Annotated in this window: 12 protein-coding genes; 5 read left to right on the top strand and 7 right to left on the bottom strand. The window is 56.2% G+C overall.

Annotation, left to right across the window (positions count from 1 at the left end; all coding sequences use genetic code 11):
• Positions 1-19: 19 nt before the first annotated feature.
• Together Enr10x_RS06720 and Enr10x_RS06715 are read right to left on the bottom strand one after the other, a co-directional pair.
• The gene (locus tag Enr10x_RS06720; protein WP_145105320.1) at positions 20-3,535 is read right to left on the bottom strand and encodes a PVC-type heme-binding CxxCH protein; all 3,516 of its coding nucleotides are present in this window, start codon (positions 3,533-3,535) and stop codon (positions 20-22) included.
• A gap of 112 nt (positions 3,536-3,647) precedes the next feature.
• Positions 3,648-4,499, bottom strand: a complete 852-nt coding sequence (locus Enr10x_RS06715; RefSeq protein ID WP_197996421.1) for a 3-keto-disaccharide hydrolase — start codon at positions 4,497-4,499, stop codon at positions 3,648-3,650.
• Positions 4,500-4,767: 268 nt separating this feature from the next.
• Between Enr10x_RS06715 and Enr10x_RS06710 the strand changes: the two genes are divergently transcribed.
• Positions 4,768-7,566, top strand: a complete 2,799-nt coding sequence (locus Enr10x_RS06710) for a DUF1553 domain-containing protein (protein ID WP_145448502.1) — start codon at positions 4,768-4,770, stop codon at positions 7,564-7,566.
• Between the two features lie 7 nt (positions 7,567-7,573).
• The gene (locus tag Enr10x_RS06705; protein ID WP_145105314.1) at positions 7,574-8,995 is read left to right on the top strand and encodes a DUF1501 domain-containing protein; all 1,422 of its coding nucleotides are present in this window, start codon (positions 7,574-7,576) and stop codon (positions 8,993-8,995) included.
• Between the two features lie 9 nt (positions 8,996-9,004).
• Here Enr10x_RS06705 and Enr10x_RS06700 read toward each other — a convergent pair whose 3' ends face one another.
• The 5 genes from Enr10x_RS06700 to Enr10x_RS06680 all read right to left on the bottom strand — a co-directional run bounded on the left by Enr10x_RS06700 (position 9,005) and on the right by Enr10x_RS06680 (position 14,732).
• A complete protein-coding gene (locus Enr10x_RS06700) occupies positions 9,005-9,442 on the bottom strand; it encodes a GNAT family N-acetyltransferase (RefSeq protein ID WP_145105311.1) in 438 nt (145 codons plus the stop codon).
• Between the two features lie 17 nt (positions 9,443-9,459).
• Positions 9,460-11,106: a Na/Pi cotransporter family protein gene (locus Enr10x_RS06695; RefSeq protein WP_145105309.1), complete on the bottom strand. Its 1,647-nt coding sequence runs from the start codon at positions 11,104-11,106 to the stop codon at positions 9,460-9,462.
• Between the two features lie 112 nt (positions 11,107-11,218).
• Positions 11,219-12,022, bottom strand: a complete 804-nt coding sequence (locus tag Enr10x_RS06690) for an SDR family NAD(P)-dependent oxidoreductase (RefSeq protein ID WP_145448501.1) — start codon at positions 12,020-12,022, stop codon at positions 11,219-11,221.
• Positions 12,023-12,052: 30 nt separating this feature from the next.
• Positions 12,053-13,066, bottom strand: a complete 1,014-nt coding sequence (locus tag Enr10x_RS06685) for a Gfo/Idh/MocA family protein (RefSeq protein WP_197996420.1) — start codon at positions 13,064-13,066, stop codon at positions 12,053-12,055.
• Positions 13,067-13,259: 193 nt separating this feature from the next.
• A complete protein-coding gene (locus Enr10x_RS06680) occupies positions 13,260-14,732 on the bottom strand; it encodes a glycoside hydrolase family protein (protein WP_145448500.1) in 1,473 nt (490 codons plus the stop codon).
• A gap of 193 nt (positions 14,733-14,925) precedes the next feature.
• Here Enr10x_RS06680 and Enr10x_RS06675 point away from each other — a divergent pair, with 193 nt between their 5' ends.
• Genes Enr10x_RS06675 through Enr10x_RS06665 form a run of 3 tightly spaced genes read left to right on the top strand, consistent with a single transcriptional unit; the run spans position 14,926 to position 18,840 of the window.
• Complete coding sequence (locus Enr10x_RS06675) at positions 14,926-16,092, top strand: GntR family transcriptional regulator (RefSeq protein ID WP_145105296.1); 1,167 nt, start codon at positions 14,926-14,928, stop codon at positions 16,090-16,092.
• Between the two features lie 34 nt (positions 16,093-16,126).
• Positions 16,127-17,797, top strand: a complete 1,671-nt coding sequence (locus Enr10x_RS06670) for a M14 family zinc carboxypeptidase (protein WP_145448499.1) — start codon at positions 16,127-16,129, stop codon at positions 17,795-17,797.
• Between the two features lie 44 nt (positions 17,798-17,841).
• Entirely contained in the window at positions 17,842-18,840 is a 999-nt protein-coding gene (locus Enr10x_RS06665) for a sialidase family protein (RefSeq protein WP_145105290.1), read from the top strand.
• The last annotated feature ends 135 nt before the right edge of the window (positions 18,841-18,975 follow it).

Genomic DNA, 18,975 nt, shown 5'->3' with positions numbered 1-18,975 from the left:
TAGTGTGACAGAAACAGCATCAGTGCTGCGCAGTTGTTTTCTTTGTACTCTGCAACAGGTAGGCCAGCAGGTCATGCAGTTGCTGGGGGGTGAGGATCTCAAGTAGATTCGCGGGCATTAATGACAGAGGCGACTGTTTCTGTTCCTCGATCTCCTCTTTGGCGATCTGAAACTCTTTCCCTTTATTATCCACGAAGACCACAATCGCCCCCTCTTCCCGTCGCTTGAGTCCCGAAAAGACGCGGCCGGCATCCGTAATCACGGTGGTTGTGCGGAAATTGAGATCGACCGCACGATTCGGATCGAGCACGTCTTCCAGCAGCCGCTCCAATCCACGATTGCCGACCCCATCCAGTTGTGGCCCCACCAGAGCCCCTTTCCCGTTCAACTGATGACAGACCGCACAGTTCTTTTCAAAGACCGCTTTCCCGTTTTCCGCAGACAGCTTGAAGCTGCCGTGCGATTTGAGATGTGTGGCGATCTGTTCCTGAGTCTCCTTACCCCGGGGAGGTAACCTGCTGATCAGCTTCTGCAGCCGCTGTTTGAGTTCGGGACTGCCAGACTGTTCGATCTGATTCCGGATGGTTGGTCCGGCCAGGAGTCGCGGTGCTGCGATCCCTTTTTCCGCCAGAGAGATCAATGTTTCGCTCCCGCCTGCCTGCTGACAGAGTGCTTCCGCCAGCCTGGTCTGCAGTCGGCTCGGATAGCTCTTGAATGCCTGCTTTAACAGGGGCTCCTGCTGTGCAACGTTTTTCTCAACAACCGCCTGAATTACAGTGTCTTGGAACGAAGTCGTCGACGGAACACGTTCGGCTGGCAACGGAAACAACGGCTGGAACTCTCTGGTTCCATCGATTGCTATAACTGCCAGTGCCAGATCATTTCGCAAGTCAGAATCCAGTCGGTCCTGTGATAACCAGGAAATCAACGGCTCCCGCTGCTCCTGCAATCGAAAGCGTTGTGCCAGCAACGCAGCCGCTGACAGACGCTGCACCTGTTGGGTCAGACTGGTACGAGGCACCGAGACCACCGCCGGTTCAAAACGCCCGACGGCCAGCCAGGCATAGGCTCGCCCGGTGTCTCCGTCCACAATTTCCAGGTAACCAGTTTCGCCAGCCACCTCACTCAAATCCCAGCTGATCTTTTGCGCCAGATCATTCCTGGGTGCAGAAGCACGTTTGACTACACTCTGATCAGCAGACCGGCGGAGTTGCACATAGTTCAAACCATTGTTGGGCTGCTTCAGAAACCCGGCATGCCCGGCGATATAAAACTCAAGTTTGGCGGGAATTTTGAAATCGCTTGAGATCAGTCGCCCCGTCGTCCGTTCTCCCGCAGGCAGACTGCAGAAAAAGGGAGCAGCTTTGACTCCATCCACAGACGCCCGCTGCTGCGTTACCCAGGGGTTGTCTGCCTTCCCTCCCGGCAGAGGTACATTCACCCATTGCAGTGACTGTGCTTTGACTGAATCCAGCAACTGCGCTGCCAGAGTCGCTCCCCAGTCCTTTAACGCGGGATCAAAGGCCAGTCCCTTCTGTTGATACCCCTGCAGCACGGCTTTAATAATTTCCACCTGCAGATCAAGTTGACCGGCCAGTTTTGTGCGGGCCAGTTGAATCAGCTCCGACAGTTTCCCAGCCGGTAAATAACGAACGATGTGCCGAAAATAAGCGGGCAGATCAGCGGAAGTTGCCGGTTCTTCTTGCAGATACTTAACCAGATACAGGGCCGCCTGTTCGGTTGGCACCGCGAGCGACAGTTCTGCCAGCATTTTACGCTGTGACGGGTTCAACTCGCTCCAGTCCAGTTTCGCCAGCAGAGCCGGCTCTCGAATCTGCAGCATCAGCGCCCGTCGTACAACGTAATCCAGATGATTGTCTTCTGCCGGCACGCGCGCTTTGAGCGCAAACAGCGGCGGCAGGTTTTTCAGATCCGGGTGTAAACCCAGTCCTTCCGCAGCCGCCCGCTGAACGAAGGCGTTCGTATCCTCTAACGCCTTCACTGCCTGCAAACGCTGCTGCTCCTGCCACTCCGACTTTTCAGCCAGGATCTTCGCTGCATGAATCCGTACCAGGTCAGACTCACTACTCAGTCCCTGGTTCAGCAGATCATCAGTCAGGGCACCACGGCGGAACAGAATCCATAACGCATGCACAACGATCGTCGGCTGCCGGGCATCTACGACAGCTTTCTGCAATGGCGCGATCACCTCGTCTCCAAACTGGTCCGTCAGATAATCGGTAATCAACATCCGCGTGGTAAGATTGCTGGATCCCAGCTGTTCGATCAGTTCGGGAATACTCAACTGAGTATAATCCACGTGCGGATGTTTCTTGCCTGTCGCAACGATTCGCCAGATCCGTCCCCGATGGCGGTCCCGCCCCGGATGATCCAGCGGCACTTCATAATGGCCGATAATTTTGTTGTAAAAGTCAGCCACATACAACGCCCCATCCGGTCCAAGTTGAATATCCACAGGACGAAACCAGGGATCGGTAGTCGAGAGAAAATCGGGCTGTTCCTGCGCAATGATCGTGGAACCGTGATAAACGGGCGCATTGCGGTTCACCCGACTGGTCATCACATTGCCACTCAGGAAGTTCCCCTGATATTCAGCCGGAAACTGATCTCCCGAAACAACTGCGACTCCGGCAATCGCTGTCGAGCCATGCAGATGATCCATCATTGGTTTAACGAAGCCAAGCCCGTCGTGCGGCTTTCCGAAGCTCGGATAATAGCCTCCCCGCAGAATCTGGTAGATGGGCTTGGAATGACAGTCCGCGGTAAACAGATTCCCCTGCTCATCAAACGTAGAACCGAAGGGGTTCACCTGCCCGTGTGAAAACTGTTCAATCCGAGAACCGTCCAGCCGCATTCGATACGTATTACCGGACTGCATTTCGATCGTGTGTCCATCGCTGCCGCTGACCCGCGTCTGGTTGTTAAAACCGTGATTCGCATACAGCCAGCCGTCAAAGCCCCGGCGGAACGAATTATTCATGCCGTGCGTATCTCGCTCAAAGCCCATCGGCCCAAACAGCTTCGTCACCCGATCCGCCTTGTTGTCGCCATCGGTGTCTTCATAAAACGAAATATCCGGGATACTGAATGCGATCACGCCATTTTTGTAGGGGTACAGGCCGATGGGAATATTGAGCCCTTCCGCGAACGTCGTCACCTTGTCCGCTCGGCCGTCGCCATCAGTATCTTCCAGAATTTTGATCGTATCCTTGCCCCGCTCTCCTTGTTTGACGGGATAAGGATATTCGGTGGAATCGGTCACCCACAGCCGGCCCCGCACATCAAAGGCCATGTTGAGTGGCTTCTGAATTTCCGGTTCCGAGGCCACCAGTTGAACTTCGAAACCGTCAGGCACGGTGAAACTTTCCCGCTCCACTTGGGGCGTCAACGGTTCGGTCGGCCGAATGAATTCGCGGAAGGGGTCCTTCTGCTCCTGGGCGGAAAGATTCAGGGGCAGCCAGAGAAAGAAACACCCTGTCAGGCACAGCCAGGAAGTGCGGAGCGTCTGCGTCATTGTTGTATCACCTGCGCTGGATCAAAGAAAAAACCCGCCTGCACTGTTTACCGGAGCGAAACAGCCGACGGGTTCAATCCTAAATGATCCATAAAGCAGAATCAATGTGAAGCTAATCAAGTTCCTTGATATAGATATTGCGGAACTGCATCAGACTGCTGGCCGGACTGAAAGTGCCGTCTTTCAACTTTCCGCCATGATGCTGCAGTGCAATCGGACCTTTCTCAGGTACCTCGGGCAGTTGAGCATTCTCCAGCACCATTTTGTTATTCAGAATGACGGTCAAACGATCCTTGACCATGATAATGATGAACTTGTTCCATTCCCCGACCGGATTGTCGGCGTTCACTTTGGGAGTCACACCTGCCCGGACTTCGGGTGAAACCGACTGGTTGCGGCGATAAGAGTAAACTTCCCCGGAACCGATCGGCCAGCACCAGATATTCACCTGGGCCTTGGAAGTTCCCCGCAGATAGATACCCGAATCCGCGTTCGGCAGTTCAACGGTAATCACTTTGCCGCTCGCATCTTTCAGTTCGGAACCGTCTGCCAGTACGATCGGCACTTTATATAATCCGGTCGTCTCTTTAATCCGCCATTCCATACTCAGGATGAAATCGCCATATTCTTTTTCCGACCAGAGATGCTTCTCGCCTTTGGCTTCGCTCTGCGCGTCATAATCGATCACGCCATCGACCACTTTCCAGTGACCATTGTCCCCTTCTGGAACTTTCCAGCCGGTCAGGTCCTCTCCATTGAACAGCGAAGTATATCCCGGATGCAGTTCATCCTCAGGGGAAATCTCGACGATCGCTCCGTCAGTAACCGCCTCTGGTTTGACCTCTAACTGCTCTTTCGCCAGTTTTTTCACTTTGTTCTGAGCCGGGAGTGTGGCCTGATTTAACAGACTCAATACAGCAACTCCACACAAAATCAGCAGCGACTTCTTTAGCCGGATATTCATGGTTTTCCTTTTCCTCTGATTCAGATAGACACGGCTGGCCATTGCCCAGCCGGGAAACTTCACTTCCGCTATCCTACCGGATGCCTGTGCGCCTTCCCACCCAAATTCGTAACTTTGTTAAGAGAAACAGGGTGTAACTTTGTCTGTTCAAACTGAATCTATCAACCAACAGAAATTGATTTCTCTCCGCCCACGAATTAACCTGTATAGACTACTGACAGTGCTTCCTGATTCTGTTTCAGAACCCGAACCTGAAAGAACCTCATTCATGCGTGCGCTCTCCTTGTCTGTTTCTCTGGGGATCTTGTTGTGCCTGGCCGACGGTCTGTTAAGCAGTTCTGCCCGGGCGGACGATGCGCAGCTGACCCCGCAGGAAACCTTCTTCATTCAAAAGGTCCGTCCGCTGTTCGAGCAGAAATGCCTGGGCTGTCATGGCGCAACCCCCGATGACATCAAGGGGGAGTACAACATGCTCACCCGCGCAGCGCTGATCAAAGGGGGCGAGTCGGAAGAACCCGCAGTCATCGTCGGCAAACCGGAACAGAGCCCGTTCTGGAAAGCCGTCACCTGGAAAGACGACAGCATCCAGATGCCGCCCCAGGAACGCAATCGCCTGAACGACGCGGAAATCGAGATCATCAAGCAATGGATCGCCGACGGCGCGGTCTGGACCGACCGGAATCTGGCTCCCCCGACAACCAACAGCGCCAATGCCGCGCAGGAAATCGTCATGTCCACTTCGGGCGGACAGTCCCCGACCTGGACCAACCGCACCTACGAACCGGAAGATGTCTGGGCCTACCAGCCGATCCGACGACCGGACATTCCCTGGCAGGCCCTCGCGCAGACACCCGCAACAAAGCGGCATCCGATCGACGCCTTCATTCAACGCAAACTCCAGGAAAAGCGGCTCACCCCTTCCCCACCTGCCGACCGTAAAACACTGATCCGCCGGGCCTGCTACGACCTGACCGGACTTCCTCCGTCGCTGGGCGAGATCCATTCCTTCGAGAAACAGAAATCCCCCGAGGCCTGGTCGCAGAAGGTCAAGCATCTGCTGGAAAGCCCCCAGTACGGCGAACAGATGACCCAGATGTGGATCGACATCGTCCGCTACGCGGACACCAGTGGTTTTGCCAACGACTACGAACGCCCCAATGCCTGGCGCTACCGCGATTACCTGGTACGCAGCTTCAATGCCGACAAACCTTATAACCGCTTCATTATCGAGCAGCTTGCCGGCGATGAACTGGATCCCGCCGATCCTGAAATGTTGATTGCCACGGGATTCCTGCGGAGCGGCCCCTGGGAACATACCGGCATGAGTGTCGCCGCAGTCACCCGCCAGCTGTTTCTGGACGACATCACACAGAGTGTGGGCGTCAGCTTCCTGGCGCACAGTTTCCGCTGTGCCAAATGTCACGATCACAAATTCGATCCGGTCCCCACCCGTGACTATTATCGCATCCAGGCGGTTTTCGCCCCCGTGCAGTTCGCCGACCGCAAAGTCGCCTATCAGTCTTATGAAAACATCTCCGGCTTCGACCACATGAAAGCCCGCACGGAAAAACTGCTCGCTGAGACCAAAGCCCAGCAGCAGAAATTCAAAGAAAAGACCGACGCCGCGATTGCTGCCTGGCTGAAAGAGAACGGCTATAAAAACCTCAAACAGGTTGCCGCTGACAAACGGCCGCCGCTCCGCTGGTTCGGCCTGACCGAACTCGAAAAGAGCCTGCTCAAAATCAACAACAAACGCATCGACTACTTCGAGCGGGAACTCAAACGCTACGAACCCTACTGCTTCAGCGTCTATAACGGCCCGTCCAACAACTTCCGCTCCACCAAAGCGGTCAACCTGATCCCCGGCCCCAAACAGCGACAGGGCAACGTCGAAGAGATCTTCATTCTCGCCGGCGGTGCAATCACAGCCCCCACAGACAAAGTCACTCCCGGTGTGCTCAGCGCCATGGCCGGTTCCAATGATCGCCAGAACCCCAACGCCTGGAATACCATTCCCCACACAGCCGATGGCCGGCGGCTGGCCCTGGCCCGCTGGATCGCCAGTTCGAACAACACGCTCACCGCCCGCGTCATCGTCAACCGGATCTGGCAACAGCATTTCGGCACCGGTCTGGTGGCCACGCCCAACAACTTCGGTCAAAAGGGAGCCAAACCCTCGCACCCCGAATTACTCGACTGGCTGGCCACCTGGTTCATGGATCATGGCTGGTCGATCAAACAATTACACCATCTGATCATGACCTCTCAGACCTACCAGCAGAGCAGTACTCCCGTGGATGCAGAACAGGTGCGGACGCTTGATCCCAGCAACCAGTTACTCTCTCACTTCCCCACCCGCCGGTTGACCGCCGAACAGATTCGCGACTCCCTGCTGGCGATCACCAACGAACTCAATCCTGAAATGGGTGGCCCGGGCGTCTTCCCGGAAATTAACTGGGAGGTCGCCCTCCAGCCCCGGCACATCATGGGTTCGGTCGCTCCCGCGTATCAGCCAATGCCCAAACCGGAACAGCGCAATCGGCGCACCCTGTATGCCTTCCGCTATCGGACCCTCTCCGATCCGATGCTCGATGTCTTCAATCGTCCCGGCAGTGAAATCTCCTGCGAACGCCGTGATGAAACGACCGTCACCCCGCAGGTCTTCGCCCTGTTTAATGGTCAGTTTACCCACGACCGGGCGCTGGCACTGGCTCATCTCATCAGACAGAAAGACCAGACGCTTCCTGACGCTGTATCACAAATCTTCCAGCAGGTTACCCTCCGGACGCCCACTGAGTCAGAGCTGAAACTGGCGCTCACACATGTCAAAGAAATGACAGACTATCACGCCGTGCATCCCCCGCGAAAGATCCCCCTGCCCCGGGAGGTCAAGCGGTCGATGATCGAAGAACTCACAGGCGAGTCCTTTACCTGGACCGAAAAACTGGATCTGACCGAAAACTACATTCAGGACCTCAAACCCTGGGACGTCGACGCCGAAACCCGGGCGCTGGCCGAACTCTGCCTGGTCCTGATGAACTCCAACGAATTCATTTATCTGCGGTAACAGAAACATGCACCGATTACAACGACGCGATTTTCTCTATGGCATGGGCGCCAGCCTGGGCACCGTCGCATTCAATGCGCTGCTGCAGGCCGAAGAAAAGTCAAAACCCAAGCCGCACAATCTGATTACCGGCCCGCCACTCGCCCCCCGCGATCCGCATCTGAAACCGCGCGCCAAAGCCTGCATCTTTCTGTTTATGGAAGGCGGCCCCAGCCATATCGACACCTTCGATCCCAAACCGGCTCTGGAAAAACTCCACCTCAAGGAATTCGTCCGCGAAGACAAACAGGTCTCCGCGATGGCCAGCGGCAAACGTTATTACATTAAAAGCCCGTTCCAACACCGCCAGGCGGGCGAATCGGGCATTTCGCTCTGCGAACATTTCTCGCACCTCTCCGAAGTCGCCGATGACCTCTGCGTCTATCACGGCTTGCAGGCGGAATCGATCAACCACCCGACCGCCTGTTACCACATGAATACCGGCAACCGCTTCGGCGGCGATCCCGCGATCGGCTCCTGGATGACCTACGGGCTGGGCACCGAAAATCAGAACCTGCCCGCGTTCATCGTCCTCCCCGAAGTGGCCTACCCGCAGGGAGGCGCTGCCAACTGGTCCAACGGGTTTCTGCCCGCCTACTTCCAGGGGACCGCACTCCGTTCGACCGGTTCACCCATTCTCGACCTGAATCCGCCCCCGAATGTCACCCGCGCGACCCAGCGTAAAAATCTCGATCTGCTGGCAAAGCTGAATCAGCAGGACCAGCAGCGGCATCCACACGAAGAAGTTCTCGCGGCCCGCATGGAATCATACGAACTCGCGTTCCGGATGCAGACCCAGGTTCCCGATATCATCAACCTCGAAACAGAAACCCAGCAGACACAGGACATGTATGGACTGGGGCAGAAAGAGACCGACAGTTTCGGTCGCCGCTGTCTGCTGGCTCGCAAACTGGTGGAAGCTGGCGTGCGTTTCGTGCAGATCTACGCCGCTGGCTGGGATTCGCACGATTTCCTGGAACGCTCGCACAAGGCCCGTATGCACGCTGTCGACCAGCCCATCGCGGCATTACTGAAAGACCTCAAAGCACGCGGGCTGCTGGATGAAACGCTCGTCGTCTGGACTGGGGAATTCGGCCGCTCCCCCGACAACGGCATCCGCAGCGGCAGACAGGCCGCCGGCCGCGACCATAACGCCAAAGGCATGGCCATGTGGATGGCGGGGGGCGGCGTCAAAGCCGGTCATCGTATCGGTGCCACCGACGAAATCGGCGACCATGCCGTCGAAGTCGTCAACCCGATTCGCAATCTGCATGTCACACTCGAACACATCATGGGGCTCGACGACAACCAGCTGACCTACTTCCACGAAGGCCGGTTCAAAGTCCTCAGCCAGACCGGGGGTGCCGTGATCAAAGAGCTGCTCGGCTGAGCGATCGCTTCAGTCAGCAACGATTGCTTTCGTCATCCGCTGATGCGGAATCGTCACCGAGATGAATTCGTCTCCCTCGACGGCATAACCCAGTTTCTCATAAAAGCCGACCGCTTCCTTCCGCGCATCCAGTTCCAGCATCTGGATGCCTTTCTGCTTCAGGGACGCTTCCACCAGTTCCAGGAGTCGTCGACCGAGCCCCTGCCCCTGATATGCAGTGGCAACCGCCATCTGCCGCAACTTGGCCCGCTCGTCTGACATAGGTACCGCCAGCACGTAAGCTACGATTTGTCCCTCCTGCTCAATTCCGAAATGCAGATATTCCGACTCGGGCGACAGATCCTCCGTCTGCAGGTCGAGTCCCAGCGGCAGACGCAGCAGCTGGTTCCGCAGTACACACGCCTGCGCATACCAGTCAGATTGAAACGGAATCTCCAGAAACAACATGTCTCACCTGCTCCCTGTCACTCCTGCGTGCCGGTTGCTGCTGTCTCAATCACTTCGACTGGCGCTGTTTGAGCCTCACCATCAATCATCCGGGCACTCTGCAGATGATGCACAACCCGCCACAGATGATAGCTGATCCGACTCAGCCAGCGATACGAGTCCAATTGGTTCAGAACATATTCAAAATCATCGCCGGATCGCGAAGCAGCATCGGTAAACCGGCGACGAATCGATTCCTGATTCTGGTCCAGTTCCCGTGCGCATGCCTCCAGCGGTTGCTCGTCCATCAGTTTCTGACGGTCCCGAAATGCAGATTGGGTATCACGGAACAGTCCCGTCAAACTCTGCACGATCTGACGCAGATCTTTGATATCGCCCGCCGCATCCAGACGCTCGATCTCCTTAAAACGTCTGGTCAACCGCCGAATGTGATCCAGCGCCAGCACGACTTCCTGGTAACAGCGGAGGGTCTCCGGGTCCGCTTTGGAAACATTGATCCGCCGCAAATAATCTTCAGTGACCGTCAAGGCCTCGTGCGACTCTTCCATCACAGTCGGAATCTCGGCCCGGTCGACATCATCGGCAAACAGGCCATGGAACAGATGCAGCACATCCAGAAAGACTTCGGACAGAGTGGATCGTGCTGCTTCAATCGCCACATTTGGTGTCTGAATGAACGATTCTTCCAGGCGCTCCGTATGGTCGTTAACGTCTTCCGGTGCCAACCAGCAGATGAAACGGATAATCTGTCTGGAAAACGGGACCAGCATCAGGATTCCGACGATATTGAACAGACTGTGAAATGTCACCAGCCCGATCTCCGGCGGAAATCGGTCCCCCAGATCCAGGATGTCCTGCCAGAACCACATGTAAGCTGGTACCAGAAAATAAGCGACACAGGCCGTCGACACATTGAAAAACACATGTGCATACGCAGTCCGTTTCGCAGAGACCGAGCCCCCCAGCGTCGCCATCAACGCGGTCACCGTCGTTCCCACATCAAAGCCGATCACCATCGCCACGCCCTGTGTCAGAGAAATCGTGCCGGTATGCACGGCGGTAATCGCCATCGCCACCCCGGCACTGGATGACTGGGTGACCAGGGTAATGCCGATGCCAATAAATACCAGAAAAATTCGCCCCAGCCAGGTATCTGAAGGAAATGATTTCGGCGTGACCGTATCTGTCAGACCGGCCATGCCCGCCTGCAGACTGTCGATCCCCACAAAGATCAAACCGAAACCGGCCAGTGCCAGCCCCGCCGCCGCAATCCGCCTCCGGGCAAACAGATGCATCAGCGTCCCGACCAGGATCAGGGGAAACGCCACCTCGCCCAGCTTCATTTTGAATCCGAAGACTGCCACAATCCAACCGGTCACCGTGGTCCCCAGATTGGCACCAAACACTATGCCCAGCGACTGTGATAACGACAGCAGACCGGCACTCGCAAATCCGACCGCGGTCACTGTGGTGGCACTGGAAGACTGTAATATCCCGGTCACTATCGCTCCGGTAGCGATCCCACTCGGCAGGTTCTTCGTGAACTTAGCGATCATCCGGCGGATCGTATCGCCCGCCAGTTCCTTCAGGCCGCTGGTCAGGACGACCATCCCCAGCAGGAACAGTCCCAGGCCTCCCGTTGCATTAAGAATCTCTAAACCCATAGATCGTCCGGCGGTGTACAATCAAAGCGCGTTATTCAGACTCAGCTGATTCCAGTTCAGTAGAATCAGCTATTGTACCAGAAAACACGATCAGATCGAGTCTGTTTTCCGCTTACCAGGCCGTCCAGCCACCATCAACCAGCAGGTTCTGACCGGTGATGTAGCTGCTCGCCTCACTCGCCAGGAAGACCACAGCCCCTTTCAACTCGGACGGCGATCCCATACGTCCCATCGGACTGTGCTTACTCAGTCGTTCTGCCAGCCCCGCGGGGGCTTTCTCAGAAGGAAACGGCCCCGGGCTCAGACAGTTGACCCGCACACCATCTTTGGCCCAGTAGACCGACAGATGCCGTGTCTGATGAATCAGCCCCCCCTTCATCGTATGATAGGCTACCGGACTGGCGGCGCAGATCCCGTCATACGCTTCAGGATAGGAACCGACCACGCCATACATCGAACCGATCATGATCACGCTCCCCCGGGCTTCGCGCGCGACGAGGTGATCACGCAGCTTGCGTGCCAGCAGAAAATAGCCGGTCGCATTCTGCAGGTGACGGTTAAACGCTTCCGCAGTCACATTCCGCCAGTCTTCCCCCACCGGGTCATTGCCGTTATTCACCAGCACATCGATCTGGCCTGCTGCCTCCAGGGCTGCTGCAAAACCTGCGTCAATTGAATCGGCGTCCATATGATCCAGCGCCACCCCCAGATGTCCCACCTGTCGTGGGTCCGGAAGTTCTGCCGCCGTCTGGACCGCACGTTCCTGACTGCGACTGCTGACCACCAGCCGGGCCCCGGCTTCCGCCAGGCCCCGGGCCATCGCGCCTCCAAGATAACCGCTGGCACCAGAAATCAAAATGGTTTTGCCAGTGAGATCGAATAACTGCTGAATCGTCGGTTCTTCGCTCGGTTGCATCGAGGATTCCTGTTTCTCAGGTGGAAAGGATTAATGAGAAAGATAGTGTGCCGGTTCAATCCAGGCACGTCGTTCTACGGATTCCAGAATGGAGAGATTCACGGCCAGTGTCTGCATTCCTTCTTCCAGCGAACAGAGTGGCGGGCAGAAACCATCCAGGTAATCCAGAAAGGCACTCGCCTGACGTTCGAACAGAGTGTCCCGTTCCAACTTTTCCCGGTAACCCACTTCCCATTCTCCTTCAGGTTCGGAGACTCGACGATACCAGCTTTTCTGATACTCGAACCGCAACATGCCCCGCTCGCAAATCACAGTAATGCTCGATTCATTCGCCGGCTGATGCTGATTCAGACTGAAACTGCCCATCACGTTCCCTTGCCGGGTAATCACGTGCACGGTGTCTTCCACATCAACGCCCTCCAGCACCTGATGCGCACAGTCCGCTACCAGAGCCTTGACCGGACCGACCAGGTATTCGCCGGCGTTCATCGAATGCGTCAAAGCATCCTGCACCGCACCGCCGCCCGTCTCGCGTGATTTGTAATAAATATCACGGTAGGCCGGCCGGTAGGTGGGAAAATTCTGCCCCGAGACGACAACCATTTCCACGGGTTTGCCATAGTGCCCGGAATCCAGATCCACCTTCATAGCAGCCAGCGCCGGATGGGCGCGATAGACATAGGCCACCCCCGCTTTGCGCTGTTTCGCTTCCAGCGACTTCTGCAGTTCCGCAACGCCTGACACATCGGTACTCAGCGGCTTCTCGATAAACACATCCAGCCCGGCTTCTACCACCTGCCGCGCCATCTGAATGTGCAGGTGGGCGGGAGTCGCGATCACCGCAAAGTCATGCGGATCCGCCAGGGCGGTCTCCAGGTCCGCGTATTGTGTTTTGATACTGTAGCGATCAGCTATTTTCTGCCGCAGGTCGGCATTCAGTTCACAAATGGAGATGTCCACGCGGTCCGTGGACTGAAAACAGCGCAGATGTCGTTCTCCAATCGACCCAACGCCGACTACCAGCAATCGTCTTCGCTCTATCATGATTATATTCTTTGGAATCAGAGGGAGGAGGAAGGAAGCACACTTCATAGAGAAACACACTTCGATGAATGGGTAGCTCTATGTGTATCATAAGAGAGTCAGATGAGTGGGCAATGTACGCAACGTTAAAAAATCAGGAAAGTCGCGAGAGTTTTAATGCGACTTTCCTGATGCAACTGCATTTAGAGTCTCACTATTTCACAAACTGCAGCGAATACAGATCGGCATCTTTCATCACAAACTTTAACCGCACCGGTTTTCCGCTGAGGGCTGACACATCGGAGCCCCCCTTCCAGGTAACAATCCGGTCGACTTCGTTTCCGATCTGCTCGCGCGCGTCAGCCAGGGTGAATCCGGGAATCGGCTTGCCCTGCTCATCCTGGATCTCGACTTTAATACCACCCGCAGCCGAGGTCGAAAAATTGATCGAGAGTTCTGAACCGTCGAAGATCAGCGGCTTCGTCACTAATTCTCCGCCTGCATAGTCCGCCCGCACCGAAGCAAAACCATCCAGACGCAGCGAATAGCGACGCAGATGGGCCGTTGGTTGTGCATAGTCCTGGTTCACATAGACCGACATTTCCGCCGGCCCGGTCTGGACCACATTCAACGCGGGATAATTCGTCCGCGATACCCAGTTCTGTGCGCCAATACCACCGGTGATGAAACCGCTCAGAAAAGTACGGTCATACATATTACCGCCGCGGGTCGTCATCAAAATCGCATCCGAAGTATCCTTGAAATAGCGGGGATGCACGCCGATCTCTTTCGCCTGCTCATCCGTCAGCACCTGGCGACCAGGCATGAAGCGGGCAGCCACCGCCAGATAAATGTGCGGTGCCCGAAAGTAGGGATGCGTCTGGTTCGTATAAAGGTGCTCGATCGGCGATTTCTCTCCCCGATGCGTATACTCCATCAGCACCGGCTCAGACCAGTGAATGAAATCATCACTCTCAGTCCGGGCAATCCGGCGGATCCTGTCTTTGAACACCCGAAAGTAGCTGATGTATTTTTTCTCGACCGGGGACCAGAACGCCACGTTCTGGGAATCAAACATATAAGGAAACGGCACCATTTTTTTGGAGATCACGGTCCCCGCCGGGTGCTGCTTCCAGTGAATCCCGTCCGGCGAGGTGAACGCCACCAGACCACTTTTCATCGTCCCGCCCAGCGCCTTGTAGCGTTCCGCTTTGGGAACTCCGGGCCGCGTGTCCAGGAAGGGACTGAGATTGTGCGTCATCGGTGCCGCGTCTGCCAGGATGATATTATTCTTCTTGAATCCCTGCTTTTCATACAGCGAAAATTCCGGCTTGGTCCAGTGAATCCCATCCTTCGATTCCGCGTAGCAGTAGACCTCTCCTGTATCCCCGTCCGCTCCCGCCTCGGGTCGTCCCCGGTAGTAAGCGCGATACAGATCGCCGTCTTTAATGATCGTGCAGTACCCACAGAACAGCCCTTCCCAGGGCTTATCAAATTTCAGCACGATCCCTTCATCGACAGGATGATGCAGACTCAGCCGCACGTTTTTCATCTTGCCGATGAGATAATCATCCACAAACAGTTCGCGGTGATCTCCAATCTTCAGCGGCTGTTTCTCACCCGCCTCTGAATCGGCACCATTGAATCCGAATACGCACATCAGCAGTAACAGCAGCAGTGGTCTCATCTGATTCTCCCTGTCCCCTGTAAAAGACATCTTGTATCTAGTCATCAACAAATCAGTTTATCAGCAATCCGGATTATTGAACATTCAAGCCAACTGAATTGTTGACACCAGATGAACAACTTGTATCATATTTAAATACAAGTAACGTCACTCAACACTTTTTTCAACCCTGAACTGAGAAAATCTCCCGGTCATGACATCACGTGCCCCGGAAACACAACAGACCAGTTCCCCTGCCTCGGCTTCCCAGCACGGCAAGCAGCGCACGAAGTACATGCAGCTCGTCGAGCAGCTGACCGAACAGATCACGCAGGGGGAACTCAGCCCGGGAGCGGCACTCCCTTCGGAACACCAGCTGTGTGAAACCCACCAGCTGGCACGCACCACCGTTCGCAATGCCATGCAACTGCTCGAAGAACAGGGCTGGATCAATCGGATCCACGGCAAAGGCTCGTTCGTCAGCACCAAGCCCCCGATCCCCATTAAACAGCAGCTCGATATTTTCGCCTTCGTTCTGCCCGAGGTACGCACCGGCTTTTACCCCTCCCTGCAACGGAGCTTCGAACAGGCAGCCGCCCTCACCCAGAACCAGGTGCTCGTCTGCTGCACGGAAAACAAAGTCGACATGCAGGGCAACACAATTCTGCAGCTCATTGACAAACATGTTGCCGGCGTCGCCCTGGTCCCCGCGACAGTCCCCCCAACCCCCGCGTACCAGGTGCGACAACTGCAACAGCACGGCATTCCGGTCGTCTTCTGTCACCGGGACGTCGAAGGCATCCAGGCGCCCCTGCTTTCCATCCCCTTCCGTGAAGTCGGCCTGCTCGCCGGACAGACACTGCTGGAACAGGGACACCGCTCGATCGCCCTGTTTTCTCCCCACCGCGCTACCGCCTCGATTGAATACGAAACCGGACTCCGCGAGGCCCTGGCTGCCAGCCCTGATCCCTGCCCGGAACCGTTCATCTTTCACGGCCCCAGTTCGCAGTTGCATCCCATCGACTACGAACCGGATCTGCTCAACACCCTGGAGCTCATGTTCCAGCGTCCTGAACCGCCCACTGCGATCTTCGCCACCTTCGATTCACTCGCCGAACTGATTTACCTGCTGCTCGGCAAACTGGGAAAGCGCGTTCCGGAAGATGTCTCCCTGCTCGGATTCGGCGGCACCGTCCGCCACGGCGCGATCCAGAGTCGGCTCTCTTCGATCACCGTCGATGAAGTCGCCATCGGCAGAAAAGCGGCTGAGCTCCTGACTCAGATGAAACAGGGAGCACTGCCCATTGATTCCGCCGAAGTCTTCCCCATGCCCATTAACACCAGCACCGGACAGACCCTGGGACCGCCCCCCGGTCCATAACCATCCACACCTTCGTCCCTGCGAGGCCCATACCATGCCTGCCAGCCTGCTTCACAACTGCTGCCCGTTTCGAACTTCCCTGCGGATCGCGTTCTGCCTGCTCAGCCTGCTGCTGAACCTCCCTCTTCTGGAAGCACAGGAAACAGAAACGCTGCAGCAGAAACTTGCCCGCCTCCCGCAACCCTGGCAGAAAAAACTGCACCGCCTGACACTCAAGGAATACACGGAAACACTGAAATTCTGGGAGCAAACCCACCCCGACCTGGTTCAGGTCGATCGGATTGGCGTGACCCTCGAAGGCATTCCGCTCCCCATGCTGAAAATCACCGACCCCAAAACCGACTTGAAACAGAAACAGATCTGCCTGGTCACTGCACTGCACGGCGGTCCCGAACGGAGCGGCACCACGGCAGTGATGCACTTCGTGGAATGGATGCTCAGCGACGATCCGGAAGCCGTAGCGACGCGGCAGAAACAGCTGCTGCTGATCATTCCCATCATCAACCCTTTCGCCTATTTCGAAACCGACCGCTTTGGCAACTCCCAGAAGATCGATCCCTACACCGGGGGCGGCACCACGAACTGGGACCTCAAAACATTGCAGTTCAAGCTGCCGGAGAAATCGCCTGAAGTCATGGCGGTCCTCTCGGTCGTCGATCAGTTCCAGCCCGACGTCCATGTCGACGTACACGGTACCGGCCTGCAGGAGTACGCTCCCGAACAGCTGGGCTCGCGGGAACGTTACCGCGGCCAGACCATGTTTGAAGTCACCGGCTCAGCCTATTCCAACATGTCGCTCCGCCCCTGGGACTGGCGCATCACCGAAGCGATTAACCAGTCTGGCGAAGCCGCTGGCTTTGGTTACGACCGCTTCGAAGCCGACGCCCAGCGTCTCTTCTGGGGCAATTCGCTGACCGCGATATCCAATAAACTCTGGCTGGGTCGCCCCCAGTTCTACACCGCGCATTACGGCTATGCCCATTACCACACCATGCTGATGGCCTTCGAAGTCGGCTGGGAACAGAGCGGGCTGGCACGCCTCAAAGGCCTGATGAAAATCGGCAACGAGCGCTGGATAGACGAATTCCACTCCGGGTATCCCGTCAATCGCGTTAACAGCTATATCGGCCACTATGTCAGCGCCTGGGGCACCACGGCCCGCGCTCGTCGTCAGAGCCGGGTCGAACTCTGGAAACAGCAACCCCGCTTTTCCCAGGCGGTCCTCTATCCGCAGACCGCCGGCCGGGATACTTATCTCGTCGCCACTTCACAGAAAGCAGCTGAACTGCTCTCTGCCGATATCCCGGAATTCCTCGCCAACATCAAAGATAGTCCCGACATCGACCAGAGCGCACTCCAGACCATCATTGAAGCCGGCCCCGAAATCAAATTTGCCGTCAGTAAAGGACGTGCCTTAGGACCAAAAGAGCTGCCCATTGAACACGGCATTTCGTTCCAGCTCCGTCTCCCTTACCACCAGCCGGACCTGGTTGACATCCGACTCAACGGACACCTGCTGCATAAAAGTGAAACCGACGGCTATGTCTCCTGGCAAGGGTCGGGATTCACCTATGTGCAGATCAATGTGCCACCGGAAAAATCCAAGACCCATGACCTCTACCTCATCACCTGTCTGTATGCCCCGAAGGAACAGAGAACCTATGGCTGGAAGCCGCCCGCACAGGTACTGAACCGGATCAAATAACCACAGAAACAAACCGACCCTCACAACATAAAAGGAACACCTCCATGAAAAACGCCTCGCCCCTCATCACCGCCTGCCTGGCCCTGCTCTGCCTGACTGCCTCGCTGCAGGCGGACAAACCGGTTCAGTTGAAACTGGAAAGTGTCCAGAAAATCTGGGACAAAGATCCACACAATGCCTTCACTGGCCTGACCCGCTTCAAAGACAAATGGTACTGCGTTTTCCGCACCGGCAAGGCACATGTCTCCGCCGACGGGGCCCTGCAGGTCCTCGAATCCAAAGATGGCAAAGACTGGACGCCAGTCGCCCGCATCACTTCCGAGACCGCCGACCTTCGCGATGCCAAAATCAGCGTCACGCCCGAGGGACAGCTCATGCTCAGCGGTGCCGGTGCCCTGCATCAGCCCGCCCCCTATCGGCACCAGTCGATGTCCTGGTTCTCCGATGACGGTAAGCACTGGTCCAAAGGCCATGTCATTGGTGATCCTAATCTCTGGCTCTGGGGCATGAAGTGGCACGACGGCAACGTTTACAGCATCGGTTATCACACGGGAAAAGAAGGCCCTCGTTTCACACGTCTCTACAAAAGCAGCGACGGCAAAAAATTTGAAACCGTCGTCGACAAGCTGATTGACGAGGGTTACTCCAACGAAAGCTCCCTGGTCTTCACCAAAGACAACACCTGTTACTGCCTGCTCAGACGGGACGGTAAAGGCGCCACCGGCCTGCTCGGTACCTCAAAGCCTCCCTACACCAAATGGGACTGGAAAGACCTGGGCATCAAGATCGGCGGACCGGAACTGTTCCAGTTGCCCGACGGTCGCTTCCTGGCCACCGTACGTCTCTATTCCCCCAAACAACGCACCTCGATCTGCCAGGTAGACGTGAAAAAGGGCACGCTCACCGAACTGCTCGCGCTCCCCAGCGGCGGCGACACCAGCTACGCCAACATGGTCCTGCACGACGGCCTGCTCAACGTGAGCTACTATTCCAGCCACGAAGGCAAAACATCAATCTACTTTGCCAAAGTCAGTTATAAATAAAACTGTCATTGGTGTGGCCTGCATCTGTTTCAGGGGTCTGTGAGCACAGTTTCACAGGCCCCTGATTTTTAGACTCCCGCCATACACTGTAAACAGGCTTGCCTCACTATCCGGGAGCAGATAAAACTAACTCTG

Origin of the sequence: Gimesia panareensis (assembly GCF_007748155.1) — a bacterium.
GTDB lineage: Bacteria > Planctomycetota > Planctomycetia > Planctomycetales > Planctomycetaceae > Gimesia > Gimesia panareensis.
Note: the sequence above shows the minus strand (reverse complement) of the source record. Positions and strands in the feature narration are given on the sequence as shown.

What these genes read in the sequence shown, in the direction of transcription:
- Enr10x_RS06675 (WP_145105296.1), top strand. Translation starts at nt 14,926, where the DNA reads ATGACATCACGTGCCCCGGAAACACAACAGACCAGTTCCCCTGCCTCG.
- Enr10x_RS06710 (WP_145448502.1), top strand. Translation starts at nt 4,768, where the DNA reads ATGCGTGCGCTCTCCTTGTCTGTTTCTCTGGGGATCTTGTTGTGCCTG.
- Enr10x_RS06695 (WP_145105309.1), bottom strand. Translation starts at nt 11,106, where the DNA reads ATGGGTTTAGAGATTCTTAATGCAACGGGAGGCCTGGGACTGTTCCTG.
- Enr10x_RS06670 (WP_145448499.1), top strand. Translation starts at nt 16,127, where the DNA reads ATGCCTGCCAGCCTGCTTCACAACTGCTGCCCGTTTCGAACTTCCCTG.
- Enr10x_RS06700 (WP_145105311.1), bottom strand. Translation starts at nt 9,442, where the DNA reads ATGTTGTTTCTGGAGATTCCGTTTCAATCTGACTGGTATGCGCAGGCG.
- Enr10x_RS06715 (WP_197996421.1), bottom strand. Translation starts at nt 4,499, where the DNA reads ATGAATATCCGGCTAAAGAAGTCGCTGCTGATTTTGTGTGGAGTTGCT.
- Enr10x_RS06705 (WP_145105314.1), top strand. Translation starts at nt 7,574, where the DNA reads ATGCACCGATTACAACGACGCGATTTTCTCTATGGCATGGGCGCCAGC.
- Enr10x_RS06690 (WP_145448501.1), bottom strand. Translation starts at nt 12,022, where the DNA reads ATGCAACCGAGCGAAGAACCGACGATTCAGCAGTTATTCGATCTCACT.
- Enr10x_RS06680 (WP_145448500.1), bottom strand. Translation starts at nt 14,732, where the DNA reads ATGAGACCACTGCTGCTGTTACTGCTGATGTGCGTATTCGGATTCAAT.
- Enr10x_RS06685 (WP_197996420.1), bottom strand. Translation starts at nt 13,066, where the DNA reads ATGATAGAGCGAAGACGATTGCTGGTAGTCGGCGTTGGGTCGATTGGA.
- Enr10x_RS06720 (WP_145105320.1), bottom strand. Translation starts at nt 3,535, where the DNA reads ATGACGCAGACGCTCCGCACTTCCTGGCTGTGCCTGACAGGGTGTTTC.
- Enr10x_RS06665 (WP_145105290.1), top strand. Translation starts at nt 17,842, where the DNA reads ATGAAAAACGCCTCGCCCCTCATCACCGCCTGCCTGGCCCTGCTCTGC.